Origin of the sequence: Pseudomonas sp. FP1154 (assembly GCF_030687245.1) — a bacterium.
In the GTDB taxonomy this organism is placed as follows: Bacteria; Pseudomonadota; Gammaproteobacteria; order Pseudomonadales; family Pseudomonadaceae; genus Aquipseudomonas; species Aquipseudomonas rhizophila.
Map to the genome: position 1 here is coordinate 5,873,143 of NZ_CP117465.1, position 12,765 is coordinate 5,885,907.

A 12,765-nucleotide genomic window follows, 5' to 3' on the forward strand; every position below is an offset into this window, starting at 1 on the left:
TGCCCCCCCGAGGTTAAACGGTTGTATCGAGGCTGTTAGCTCAGCCTTCGATCTCGATCAGGATCTCGCCCGGATTGACCCGGTCGCCCTTGGCGACATGAATGGCGGTGACCTTGCCGGCGATAGCCGCCTGCACTTCGGTTTCCATCTTCATGGCTTCGGTAATAAGCACCGCTTGGCCGGCCTTCACCACATCGCCCTCCTTGACCAGCACATCGACGATGTTGCCCGGCATGGTGGTGCTGACATGGCCCGGCGCAGTGGCTTGTTTGCGCTTGCTGCTGCCGCCGCCGACAAACTCATTGAGTGGTTCGAACACGACCTCTTCGGGCATGCCATCGATGGACAGGTAGAAGTGACGCTTGCCTTCAGCCTTGACGCCCACGCCGGTGATGTCGACGCGGTAGGTTTCGCCGTGAACATCGATGACGAACTCGGTCGGCACGCCTTCACCGCCCGCCGAGCTCACACTGCCCGCCTCAGGGATTGGCAACAGCACTTCCGGAGTCAGGGTGCCGGCTTCGCGTTCTTCGAGGAACTTGCGCCCGATATCCGGGAACATGGCGTAAGTCAGTACGTCTTCTTCGGATTTGGCCAGTGCGCCGATTTCGCCACGCAGCTTGGTCATTTCCGGCTTGAGCAGGTCGGCCGGACGCACATCGATCACGTCTTCGCTGCCGATGGCCTGACGGCGCAGCTTCTCATTCACCGAACCCGGAGCCTTGCCGTAGCCGCCCTGCAAATAGAGCTTCACTTCGTTGGTGATGGTCTTGTAGCGCTCACCGGCCAGCACGTTGAAGAACGCCTGGGTGCCGACGATCTGCGAGGTCGGGGTCACCAGCGGCGGGAAGCCAAGGTCTTCGCGCACCCGTGGAATCTCTGCCAGCACCTCGTTCATGCGATTCAACGCGCCCTGCTCTTTGAGCTGGTTGGCCAGGTTGGAAATCATCCCGCCCGGCACCTGATTGACCTGGACGCGGGTGTCCACCGCCGTGAACTCGCTTTCGAACTGGTGGTATTTTTTGCGCACCGCATAGAAATACAGGCCGATTTCCTGCAGCAATTCCAGGTTCAGACCTGTGTCGAACTCGCTGCCCTTAAGGGCTGCAACCATCGATTCGGTGCCCGGATGGCTGGTGCCCCAGGCGAAGCTGGAGATCGCGGTGTCGATGTGATCGGCGCCGTTTTCTACGGCCTTGAGCTGACACATCGCCGCCAGGCCAGCGGTGTCATGGGAATGGATGAATACCGGCAACGACTGCTCTGTCTTCAATGCCTTCACCAGCTCGCCAGTGGCGTACGGAGTCAGCAAACCGGCCATGTCCTTGATCGCCACCGAGTCGCAACCCATGGCTTCCATTTGCTTGGCCTGGGCTACGAAAGCCTCAATGGTGTGCACCGGGCTGGTGGTGTAGGCGATGGTGCCCTGGGCGTGCTTGCCGGCGGCTTTCACCGCCTCGATGGCGACCCGCAGGTTACGCACGTCGTTCATCGCATCGAAAATACGGAACACATCGATGCCGTTGACCGCAGCCTTGGCCACGAACGCCTTGACCACGTCATCGCTGTAATGGCGATAGCCCAGCAGGTTCTGACCACGCAGCAGCATTTGCAGGCGAGTGTTGGGCAGCGCCGCACGCAGTTGGCGCAAGCGCTCCCACGGGTCTTCCTTCAGGAAGCGCACGCAGGCGTCGAATGTTGCGCCGCCCCAGACTTCCAACGACCAATAGCCGACTTTGTCGAGCTTGTCGCAGATCGGCAGCATGTCTTCGGTGCGCATGCGGGTAGCGAGCAGCGATTGGTGAGCGTCGCGCAGGATCGTATCGGTTACGTGAATCTTCTTGGACATTGTTATTTTCCTTACAGGCCTGCGTGGGCGGCAATGGCGGCGGCGATGGCCAGGGCCAGCTCTTCGGGTTTGCGCTTGATCGAGTAGTTGGTCAGCTCAGGATGGCTTTCAACGAAGCTGGTATTGAACTGGCCACTACGGAATTCCGGGTTGCGCAGGATTTCCTGGTAATACGCCGCGGTGGTCTTGACCCCTTGCAGACGCATGTCGTCCAGGGCCCGCAGGCCACGGTCCATTGCTTCTTCCCAGGTCAGCGCCCAGACCACCAGCTTCAGGCACATCGAATCGTAGAAGGGCGGAATGGTGTAGCCGGTATAGATCGCTGTGTCGGTGCGCACGCCCGGGCCGCCGGGGGCGTAGTAGCGGGTGATCTTGCCGAAACTGGGCAGGAAGTTGTTTTTCGGGTCTTCGGCGTTGATCCGAAACTGCAGCGCGAAGCCACGGTGATGAATGTCTTCCTGCTTGACCGACAACGGAAGCCCGGAGGCGATGCGAATCTGTTCACGAACAATGTCGATGCCGGTGATTTCTTCGGTGATGGTGTGTTCCACCTGCACCCGGGTGTTCATCTCCATGAAGTACACCTCGCCCTCGGCGAGCAGGAACTCCACGGTGCCGGCGTTCTCGTAGCCCACAGCCTTGGCGGCGCGCACCGACAGGTCACCAATGTAGGCGCGCTGCTCAGGCGTCAGTTGCGGGCTGGGGGCGATCTCGATCAGCTTCTGGTTGCGACGCTGGATCGAGCAATCACGCTCGAACAGATGCACCACGTTGCCAAAACTGTCACCCAGGATCTGCGCTTCGATGTGCTTGGGATTGACGATGCATTTTTCCAGGAACACTTCCGCCGAACCAAAGGCCTTGGTGGCTTCGGAAATGACCCGCGGGAAAGCCTGTTCGAGTTCTTCGCGGCTGTTGCAGCGACGGATACCCCGACCGCCACCACCGGACGTAGCCTTGAGCATCACCGGGTAACCAATGCGGTCGCCTTCGGTCAGGGCCTCTTCGATGCCCGATACGTTGCCTTCGGTGCCCGGCGTGACCGGTACGCCGGCCTTGATCATGCTGCGACGCGCTTCGGTCTTGTCGCCCATGCGGCGAATGACTTCAGCCGACGGACCGATGAATTTGATCCCGCGCTCGGCGCAGATGTCCGCCAGCTCGGCGTTTTCCGAGAGAAAGCCATAACCGGGATGCAACGCATCGCAACCGGTTTCCACAGCCAGGTTCACCAGTTTGCGCGGGTTGAGATAGCCGGCCAGCGGATCGGCGCCGATGCTGTGGGCCTCGTCCGCACGCTTGACATGCAACGCATGACGGTCAGCGTCGGAATAGACCGCGACCGAGCGAATGCCCATCTCGGCGCAAGCGCGCACGATGCGGACGGCAATCTCACCACGGTTGGCGATCAGGATCTTTGTTATCAATTGGAGGTTCCTTGAGCCGGTGGTACCACGACCTGGAGCTTCAGGTCGACGCGTGACCAGATGTAACAATCGGTCGCAGCACCACACTAGTCCTGGCTGTTGATTAACAAAAATGAATATTTATTGGGTCGTGCATAAGCAAAGACTTATAGTTGACTCATCCGCCCCGCCCGAGAGTCTATAGAAAATGCGTAAGTCATTGATGCGTATGACATTGCGTCAACTGCAGATTTTCAATGAGGTGTGCGACCTGAGGTCCTACAGCCGCGCAGCCGACGAAATGTCTCTCACACAACCGGCCGTTAGCCTACAGATTCGATCACTTGAGGAGCTGATTGGCCAGCCGCTGTTTGAGTACGTTGGCAAAAAACTCTACATGACCGAAGCCGCCGAAGCCCTTCAACGCGCCAGCCGGGACATCTTCGGGCGCCTGGAAAACCTCGACATGCAGTTGTCGGACATGCAGGGCTCGCTGCAAGGCCAACTGAAGCTGGCGGTGGAATCCAGCGCCAAGTACTTCGTGCCGCACCTGTTCGCCGCCTTCAAGCGCCAGCACCCGGAGGTCAACCTGAACCTCACGGTGGTCAACCGCGGCCAAGTGATCCGAAGGCTCTCGGACAACCGGGACGATCTGGTGATCATGTCCATGGTGCCTCAGGACATGGGCCTGGAATTCCTGCCATTTCTCAATAACCCGATCGTCGCTGTGGCGCCGCCCGACCATCCGCTGTGCCACATGGGCCCGTTGCGCTTGCAAGACCTTGAGCCGTATACGCTGCTGCTGCGCGAGCCAGGGTCAGGCACGCGGCTGGCCTGCGAGGAATATTTCAAGGAGAAACGGGTGCACTTCACCCAGACGCTGGAAGTGGCGTCGGCGGAGGCCCAACGCGAATGCGTTCTCGCAGGGCTGGGCGTGGCGCTATTGACGCGCCACGCCGTAAGCCGGGAGCTGGTGTCCGGCGCTCTCATCGAGTTGCCGGTGGAGGAGCTGCCGCTGTACCGCAGCTGGTGCCTGGTGCAGGCCAGGGCTAAGCGCCTGTCACCGGTGGCTCACGCCTTCCTGGCGTTCGTTCGCGGCGAGCGTGCTCAGATCATTGGCCTGGTTGAGCGTTTCGACGGGAAGCCGCCGATGTTGCCTGCCAATAGTTGAATTCTGCTGCGTCCGGAAACTCGCTGATTTCGGCCAGCAGCTGGCGCTGCTCACAGCGGTCTTCGATGGCACGACGAAACGCCATGCGGCGCTGGTCTTCCTGCTGACGACGGGTTTTGACGGCGCTGCGTTCTTCGTAGGACTGGGTCATGTCGAGACTCCCAAGACGTATACGGGAGCTTTACGATGAAGGCGCGCGATGACGGTTTGGCGGCGCGAGCGTTACAGAACGATGAATTCGCAGATCCCCTCGCCACAGATGCCCTCAACTTCAAGACCAGCGGTCAATCGTCCAGCGCTTTCACCGACTTGGGTGACAACCGCAAGCTGCGCAGGCTGCGTTTCACGCTCTTGAGGTGATTGACCAAACTTGGGCCGCGCGCCATGGCGACGCCCATCGCCAGCACATCGATCACCACCAGATGGGCGATGCGCGAGGTCAACGGCGTGTAGATCTCCGTGTCTTCATGCACGTCGATGGCCAGGTTCACCGTGGACAGCTCGGCCAATGGGGTCTGGCTCGGGCACAAGGTGATCAACGAGGCGCCGCTTTCGCGCACCAGGTTGGCGGTGATCAGCAGATCCTTGGAACGGCCCGACTGGGAAATGCAGATCGCCACGTCGGTGGGCTTCAGCGTGACCGCCGACATCGCCTGCATGTGCGGGTCGGAATAAGCCGCGGCCGTCAGCAGCAACCGGAAGAACTTGTGCTGGGCATCGGCCGCCACCGCGCCCGAAGCACCGAAACCATAAAACTCGACACGCTGGGCCTGGGACATGGCCGTGACGGCTTTTTGCAACGCCACCGGATCAAGCTTCTCGCGAACCTCCATCAGCGTATGCAGGGTCGTGTCGAAGATTTTCAGGCTGTAGTCGGCGACCGAATCGTCTTCATGGATCGCAAACTGGCCGAAGCTCGCACCCGCGGCGAGGCTTTGCGCCAGCTTGAGTTTCAGGTCCTGGAAACCCGAACAACCGATGGCTCGGCAGAAACGCACAATGGTCGGTTCGCTGATGCCGACGCTGTGGGCAAGATCGGCCATGGAGCTGTGCATCACGGCCGCAGGATCAAGCAATACGTGATCGGCGACTTTCAGCTCCGACTTGCGCAGCAGATGGCGTGACTGGGCGATGTGTTGCAACAGGTTCAAGGGATTGGACTCTTGTTATTGGCAGAAGCCGGGATGTAGCAAGCTTGTAGTTATACTACAAGAATCGGCTTTTTGCCCGCCCAATCCGTAACTCAATCTCCCGGTTTCATGCCGCATGCACGCCATGTAGCAACGGCGGGCTAGCAATCATCCCGATTAGCCCATAACAGCGCGGCCAACCCTTGTGCTTCAACCGGTCGGCTGATGAGATAGCCCTGAACCTCATCACATTGTTCGGCTTTCAGAAACTCGAGCTGCTCTGGCCGCTCGACGCCTTCGGCCACCACTTTGAGCGACAACCCATGGGCCATTGCAATGATTGCCCGGGTAATGGCCGCGTCTTCGCTACCCTCCGTCAGCCCACGAATGAACGCCTGATCGATTTTCACGTAATCCACAGGGATGCGTTTGAGATAACTCAGAGACGAATAGCCGGTACCAAAGTCATCGATCGCCAGCTTGACCCCGAGGTCGCGCAATTGCTGGAACGTCGCGATGATGTGCTCAACGCTGTCGAGCAACTGGCTTTCAGTCAGTTCCAGTTCCAGGTATTGCGGCGCCAGACCGGTTTCCTCCAGCACTTGCCGAACCAGGCTGACCAGCTTGCCTTGGCGCAACTGATGCACCGACAGGTTGACCGACACCCTGATCGGCGCCAGCCCCTCACGCTGCCATTGGCACGCCTGCCAACAGGCCTGGCGCAACACGAACTCGCCGATCGGCCCGATCAGCCCGGTCTCTTCGGCCAGGCTGATGAAGTCTCCCGGCGGAACTCGGCCCATGACCGGATGATCCCAACGCACCAACGCCTCGGCAGCGTTCAGACGGCCGGTCGCCAGGCACAGTTTGGGTTGATAGAAAACCTTCAACTGCTGTTCTTCGAGGGCCTTGCGCAGCTGATTCTCCAGTTGTAGGCGCTCCAACGTGCTGGCCTGAAGGCTGTCGGTATAGAACTGGAAATTGTTGCCGCCCAGATGCTTGGCATGTTGCATGGCCATGTTCGCCTGACTGACCAGCGTGGAAATCTCCCTCGCGTTGTCGGGCAACATGCTGATGCCGATCGAGGCGCTGACCACCAGTTCGTGGCCCTCGATGGTGAGCGGCAGGCGCAGCTTGGCGGACAGGCGGGTCGCCACCCGCGCCAGGCTGGAAAGGTTGCCGTAGGCGTCGAACAGCACCCCGAACTCATCGCCAGACAAGCGGGCGATGGTGTCCGCTTCGGGCAACGCATTGATCAGACGGCGGGCCATCTTCTGCAACAGTTGGTCAGCAACATCATGGCCGAGGCTATCGTTGAGGAGCTTGAAACGGTCCAGGTCGATATGCAGCAGTGCCAGACTGCGTCGTCCGCCCTGACGCACCCGCTGGTGGGCTTCGTGCAGGCGCTCACGGAATAACGAGCGGTTCGCCAGCCCGGTGAGTTCGTCGTAATGGGTCAGGTAGCGCATTCGCTCTTCGGACTCGCGCCGGGCCGAAAGATCGGCGAAGAAGCCCACGATATGGCTCACATTTCCCCGCGCATCGCGCACCACGTTCAGTTGCAGCCACTGGGGATACAACTCGCCATTGGCCCGGGCCTCCACCAGTTCACCTTGCCAGGTGCCGTGCTGCTTGAGCGCCTGGCGGATAATCGGGTAGTGCCGGCGGGCATCACGACTGCACGGCAGGTCGACGACATTGCGTCCCAGCATGTCATCGATATTAAAACCGGTGACCCGCGTGAACGCCTGATTGGCGGCCAGCAGTGCGTAATGCGGGTCAAAAATCACAATGCCTTCGCTGGCGGCCTCGAAAACCGTGGCCGCCAATTGGCGCTGTTGCTCGAGTTCCTTGCTGGTGCTGATGTCTCGCCGGGTGCCGACCATGCGCAACACTCGGCCACTCGGGCTGCGCTCCACAGCCCGACCGCGGTCTTCGATCCAGACCCAATGGCCATCGCCGTGACGTACGCGGTATTCGATCTGGTAGTCCTCGCTGCGGCCTTTGAGGTGCTCAACGAGGGCGCGTTTGAGGGCCGGCACGTCTTGAGGATGCAGACGCGGGGTCAGGTGACTGAGCATCGCTGTGATGTACTCAGGCTCCAGGCCGAACAGTTCCTTGAGCTGGGTGTGATGGACTTCGTCGGTTTGCAGGTTCCAGTCCCAGAGCCCCAACTCACTGGCCTTGAGCGCCAGGTCAAGACGGGCTTCGCTCTTGCTCAGGGCCTGGCTGGTCGCCTCCAACTCGAGGCTGCGCTGTACCACGCGCGCCTCCAGCCCTACCTGGGCCGACCGCAGTTTTTCCTCGGCGCTGCGACGTTGTTCGACTTCCCGGCCGAGTGCCTCGTTGAGCTGTGCGCTACGCGCTTGCGCCTGCTGCAAATGCTCGATCAGCGCCTGATTCTGGAACCTTCGCAGCATGCCACTTTGTATCAACCGGTTGACCTGCCAGGCCACCACGCTGAGCGAGACGAGTACGACCAGTCCGAGCCAGCCCCATCCGCGCTGCTGCTCATCGCCGCCCCAGAAGAGATAACCGATGGCCGGCAACAGGCACGGTAAGGTAAAGGACAAAAACGCCGGAAGGCTCACGGCATAGGCAACGCTGGCTGACAAGGTGGCCGCGCCAATCAGGCCGAATACCCAGGCCTGTTGCTGAAAGCTGTCGGCCGGTACCAGTGCAATACCTGCTCCGGCCAATGTCAGCCCGGTCATCGCCGAGCCGAGCAAAAACATTCGCAACCATATCGGGTGCGCCTGGCGGCTGGGTATCGCCGAATCGAAGGCCGCCACCTGAATGACCCGTAGCGCAACCAGCGAGAGCAACCAGACCAGCCAGACGCTGACCTGAAAATGACGCGAAGGCCCCCACAACAACGCGGCGCAAACCAGGCCGTTGACCAGCATGAACAGCGTGGGCAGCAGCGAACCCTGATACAACAGCCTTGTGCGTTCGACCGCCATTTCCGTGGCGTACTGCTTGCAGATGATCCGTGGCTCCACACAGGGGCCCGCCAGATCGGAATTTAGGGTCATAGGCACTGTTCTTGTTCTTATTCAGCGGAGCATGGAGAACCCGAAACATGCAGCGAGCATACACAAGGCAACGGCCATCCCACACTGCCCAAGCTCATAAAAATGCTGAAAAAGTCGCTATTTCATTGGGTCGCGAGCCCTTCAAGCGAGCCCGGCCAATGCCTGTGGCCCATGACCGACCGGTCATCACCGACCGGTCTTTTATCGGCTGGGGCAAAGCTCGGTTTGCCCGGGCTGCCGCCGCACCCTAGAATGCCCCGATGCGCGATGATCTCTCCCTTCTGCTGAACTCCCTCAACGATGCCCAACGCCAGGCCGTAGCGGCCTCCGTGGGTCGTCAGTTAGTCCTGGCCGGTGCCGGCTCCGGTAAAACCCGGGTGCTGGTGCACCGTATCGCCTGGTTGATCCAGGTCGAGAACGCCTCGCCCCATTCGATCCTGTCGGTGACGTTCACCAACAAGGCCGCTGCCGAGATGCGCCATCGCATCGAGCAACTGATGGGCATCAACCCGGCCGGCATGTGGGTCGGCACCTTCCACGGCCTGGCGCACCGCTTGTTGCGGGCGCATTGGCAGGAAGCCGGCCTGAGCCAGACTTTCCAGATTCTCGACAGCGACGACCAGCAGCGGCTGGTCAAGCGGGTGATCCGTGAGCTGGGCCTGGATGAACAGCGCTGGCCGGCCCGTCAGGCCCAGTGGTTCATCAACGGCCAGAAAGACGAAGGCCTGCGCCCGCAACACATCCAGGCCAGCGGCGATCTGTTCCTGGCGACCATGCGCAGCATCTATGAAGCCTACGAGGCGGCGTGTCAGCGGGCTGGCGTGATCGACTTCTCCGAGCTGCTGCTGCGCGCACTGGACCTGTGGCGCGATCACCCAGGCCTGCTGGCGCACTATCAGAAGCGCTTCCGGCATGTGCTGGTGGACGAGTTCCAGGACACCAACGCCGTGCAATACGCCTGGTTGCGCCTGCTGGCCAAGGGCGGCGACAGCCTGATGGTGGTGGGCGATGACGACCAGTCGATCTACGGCTGGCGCGGCGCCAAAATCGAGAATATTCATCAGTATTCGGCGGACTTCCCTGACGCCCAAGTGATCCGCCTGGAACAGAACTACCGCTCCACCGCCGGCATTCTCAAGGCCGCCAACGCCCTGATCGCCAACAATACCGGGCGCCTGGGCAAAGAACTGTGGACCGATGGCGGCGAAGGCGAAGCGATCAACCTCTATGCCGCCTTCAACGAACACGATGAAGCCCGCTACGTGGTGGAAACCATCGAAAGCGCGCTGAAAACCGGCCTGGCCCGCAGCGACATCGCCATCCTGTATCGCTCCAACGCCCAGTCCCGGGTGTTGGAAGAAGCCCTGTTGCGCGAACGTATCCCGTACCGCATCTATGGCGGCCAGCGCTTCTTCGAGCGCGCCGAAATCAAGAACGCCATGGCCTACCTGCGCCTGCTCGAAGGACGCGGCAACGACGCGGCCCTGGAGCGGGTGATCAACGTCCCGACCCGGGGCATTGGCGAGAAAACCGTCGAAGCGATTCGCGACCACGCGCGCCACAGCCATGTGTCGATGTGGGAAGCCATGCGCCAGTTGGTCACCAACAAGGGCATGACCGGCCGCGCCGCCGGTGCGCTGAAGGCGTTCATGGACCTGATCGACGACCTGGCCACCAAGTGCACGGACATGCCGCTGCATTTGATGACTCAGACCGTTATCGAGCAGTCCGGCCTTATCGCCTACCACGAGGCGGAAAAGGGCGAGAAAGGCCAGGCCCGGGTGGAAAACCTCGAGGAACTGGTCAGCGCCGCACGCAACTTCGAGAACACCGAGGAAGACGAAGAGCTTTCGCCACTGTCGGCCTTTCTGGGCCACGCCTCTCTGGAGGCCGGCGACACCCAGGCCGACGAGCATGAAGACAGCATCCAGTTGATGACCCTGCACAGTGCCAAGGGTCTGGAATTCCCCTACGTGTTCCTGGTGGGAATGGAAGAAGGCCTGTTCCCGCACAAGATGAGCCTGGAAGAGCCGGGACGCTTGGAAGAGGAACGACGCCTGGCCTACGTTGGCATCACCCGCGCCATGCAGAACCTGGTGTTGACGTACGCCGAGACCCGACGCCTGTACGGCAGCGAAACCTACAACAAGGTGTCGCGCTTCGTCCGTGAAGTGCCCAAAGGCCTGATTCAGGAGGTGCGGCTGTCCAACAGCGTCAGCCGTCCGTTCGGCGGCGGCCAGCAGCAAAGCACCAGCAGTCTGTTTGGCGGCAGCGACATCCCGGAAACCGGCTTCAGTCTCGGCCAGACCGTGCGACATTCGGTGTTCGGCGATGGCGTGATCCTCAACTTCGAAGGCGCCGGCGCCCAGGCCCGGGTTCAGGTGAACTTCAGCGAAGGCAGCAAGTGGCTGATGCTGGGGTATGCCAAGTTGGAAGCGATCTAGGCGTTCTGAAAGCTTTTTATGTGGGAGCGAGCCTGCTCGCGATAGCAGTGGATCAGGCAACATTGACAGTGACTGACCCACCGCGATCGCGAGCAGGCTCGCTCCCACAGGTCGGATTGCTCACGCCTGCTGCCTTTCCGATAGAACTTGTCCCCCTTTCCTACAGCCAAAAGCCAACAAGCCCTCTTGCGCGGCTGAAGCTGAACCTAACCTGTCACGCAAAAGCCCGAAACACTCTGCCGCTAGCCAGCAACAGTTCACCTGTGCAACATGGCGCGCGTGCTATCCACAAAATGGGAATGCCCTTATATGAAACGTTTTCTTAGCATCGCCATGGCGTTGTGCATCGGCCTGACGATGGCCATCGACGCCAATGCCGCCAAGCGCTTTGGCGGTGGTAAAAGTTCGGGCGCTGCCCCGACCCACCAGACCAGCCAGATGGCGCCGTCCTCTGCGGCCGGCTCTACCGCGGCTACTGCGGGCGGCCGGTGCGGCTGGCGCCGCCACCAAAGCCAGCGGTGCTTCGCGCTGGCTCGGCCCCCTGGCCGGCATCGCCGCCGGTGGCCTGCTCGCCTCCATGTTCATGGGCGACGGCTTCCAGGGCATGCAAATCTTCGACATCCTGATCATGGCGGTCATCGCCTTCCTGGTCTTCCGCTTCATTGCCGCCCGTCGTCGCAAGCAGCAGGAGCAACTGGCTCCGGCCGGTCATGCGCCGATGCAACGTGAGGTGTTCAACCAGCAACCGGCCAGTGGTTCGATCTTCGGCGGTTCGGCAGCACCGGTGGCTGCTCGACCGGTGATCAATGCGCCAGCCTGGTTCAACGAAGAGCGCTTCATCGAAGCGGCGCGCAACCATTTCATGTCCCTGCAGCAACACTGGGATGCGAACGAAATGGACAAGATCTCTGAGTTCGTGACCCCGCAACTGCTGGAATTCCTCAAGCGCGAGCGGGCCGAACTGGGCGATGGCTTCCAGTCGACCTACATCGACAATCTGCAAGTACAGCTGGACGGTGTCGATGATCGCGCCGACAAGACCATCGCCACCCTGACCTTCAGCGGTGTGTCGAAGGACTCGCGCTTCGACAAAGGCGAAGCGTTCAGCGAAAGCTGGAACATGGAACGTCCCCAGGGCGATGACCAGCCTTGGCTGGTGGCCGGTATCCGCCAGAACGGTTGAACCTCTGCGCGTTTTGCATGTTGAAATAAAAGAACCCCGGCTCAGGCCGGGGTTTTCTATTTCGCGGTTGCATCTATAGCGAGCTACTGTATAAACCGCTCCATATAAACCGCGCCATCGAGAAAGAGGATCCCGGACGTGGAAGAAATCATCGAACAATTGCGTGAAGCCAACGAACCCGTGCCGGTTCCACTGGAGTTACCTGACGAAGACTTGCTGGTGGAGATCGAAGAGCAGCTGTTCATCGATATTCCGTTCGTATTCAGAGAGTTTTTGCTGACAGTCAGCGATGTTGTCTACGGCAGCCTGGAACCCGTGACCGTCACCGATCCGCAGTCCCACACCTATCTGCCAGATGTGGCCGCCAACGCCTGGGATGCCGGTGTCGACCGTAGCCTGATCCCGATCTGCCAGGACGGCGACGACTATTACTGCGTCGAAGAAGACGGGACCGTGGTGTTGTGGCAGGCCGAAGAAGAGCTGATTGCCGAAGAAACCTGGGAATCGGTCTGGCACTGGGCCCGGGACGTCTGGCTGGAAAGCTGAT

The 12,765-nt window shown here is 60.7% G+C and carries 8 protein-coding genes and 1 pseudogene; 4 read left to right on the forward strand and 5 right to left on the reverse strand.

The features are described from left to right. Positions 1-40: 40 nt before the first annotated feature. Together oadA and PSH91_RS26250 are read right to left on the reverse strand one after the other, a co-directional pair. Positions 41-1,849, reverse strand: a complete 1,809-nt coding sequence (gene oadA / locus PSH91_RS26245; RefSeq protein ID WP_107323149.1) for a sodium-extruding oxaloacetate decarboxylase subunit alpha — start codon at positions 1,847-1,849, stop codon at positions 41-43. Between the two features lie 11 nt (positions 1,850-1,860). After that, a complete protein-coding gene (locus PSH91_RS26250; RefSeq protein WP_047226699.1) occupies positions 1,861-3,276 on the reverse strand; it encodes an acetyl-CoA carboxylase biotin carboxylase subunit in 1,416 nt (471 codons plus the stop codon). 187 nt (positions 3,277-3,463) lie between these two features. Here PSH91_RS26250 and PSH91_RS26255 point away from each other — a divergent pair, with 187 nt between their 5' ends. Beyond that, complete coding sequence (locus tag PSH91_RS26255) at positions 3,464-4,426, forward strand: LysR family transcriptional regulator (protein WP_305466965.1); 963 nt, start codon at positions 3,464-3,466, stop codon at positions 4,424-4,426. Here the strand turns inward: PSH91_RS26255 and PSH91_RS26260 are convergent. From PSH91_RS26260 to PSH91_RS26270, 3 genes are all read right to left on the reverse strand, one after another. Next, positions 4,368-4,577: a PA3496 family putative envelope integrity protein gene (locus tag PSH91_RS26260; RefSeq protein WP_047226697.1), complete on the reverse strand. Its 210-nt coding sequence runs from the start codon at positions 4,575-4,577 to the stop codon at positions 4,368-4,370. The genes PSH91_RS26255 and PSH91_RS26260 overlap by 59 nt on opposite strands. A gap of 133 nt (positions 4,578-4,710) precedes the next feature. Then, on the reverse strand, positions 4,711-5,577 hold the full coding sequence (gene hexR / locus PSH91_RS26265) for a transcriptional regulator HexR (protein WP_003187110.1): 867 nt from the start codon (positions 5,575-5,577) through the stop codon (positions 4,711-4,713). A gap of 140 nt (positions 5,578-5,717) precedes the next feature. Beyond that, positions 5,718-8,591, reverse strand: a complete 2,874-nt coding sequence (locus PSH91_RS26270) for a bifunctional diguanylate cyclase/phosphodiesterase (protein WP_173406383.1) — start codon at positions 8,589-8,591, stop codon at positions 5,718-5,720. A 260-nt stretch (positions 8,592-8,851) separates the two neighbouring features. Between PSH91_RS26270 and uvrD the strand changes: the two genes are divergently transcribed. The 3 genes and pseudogenes from uvrD to PSH91_RS26285 all read left to right on the forward strand — a co-directional run bounded on the left by uvrD (position 8,852) and on the right by PSH91_RS26285 (position 12,764). Then, entirely contained in the window at positions 8,852-11,035 is a 2,184-nt protein-coding gene (gene uvrD, locus PSH91_RS26275; RefSeq protein WP_047226695.1) for a DNA helicase II, read from the forward strand. A gap of 309 nt (positions 11,036-11,344) precedes the next feature. Continuing rightward, a pseudogene (locus PSH91_RS26280) lies at positions 11,345-12,218 on the forward strand (Tim44 domain-containing protein). A gap of 138 nt (positions 12,219-12,356) precedes the next feature. Continuing rightward, entirely contained in the window at positions 12,357-12,764 is a 408-nt protein-coding gene (locus PSH91_RS26285; protein ID WP_003187120.1) for an SMI1/KNR4 family protein, read from the forward strand. Position 12,765: the final 1 nt, after the last annotated feature.

What these genes read in the sequence shown, in the direction of transcription:
- oadA (WP_107323149.1), bottom strand. Translation starts at nt 1,849, where the DNA reads ATGTCCAAGAAGATTCACGTAACCGATACGATCCTGCGCGACGCTCAC.
- PSH91_RS26255 (WP_305466965.1), top strand. Translation starts at nt 3,464, where the DNA reads ATGCGTAAGTCATTGATGCGTATGACATTGCGTCAACTGCAGATTTTC.
- PSH91_RS26260 (WP_047226697.1), bottom strand. Translation starts at nt 4,577, where the DNA reads ATGACCCAGTCCTACGAAGAACGCAGCGCCGTCAAAACCCGTCGTCAG.
- PSH91_RS26270 (WP_173406383.1), bottom strand. Translation starts at nt 8,591, where the DNA reads ATGACCCTAAATTCCGATCTGGCGGGCCCCTGTGTGGAGCCACGGATC.
- uvrD (WP_047226695.1), top strand. Translation starts at nt 8,852, where the DNA reads ATGCGCGATGATCTCTCCCTTCTGCTGAACTCCCTCAACGATGCCCAA.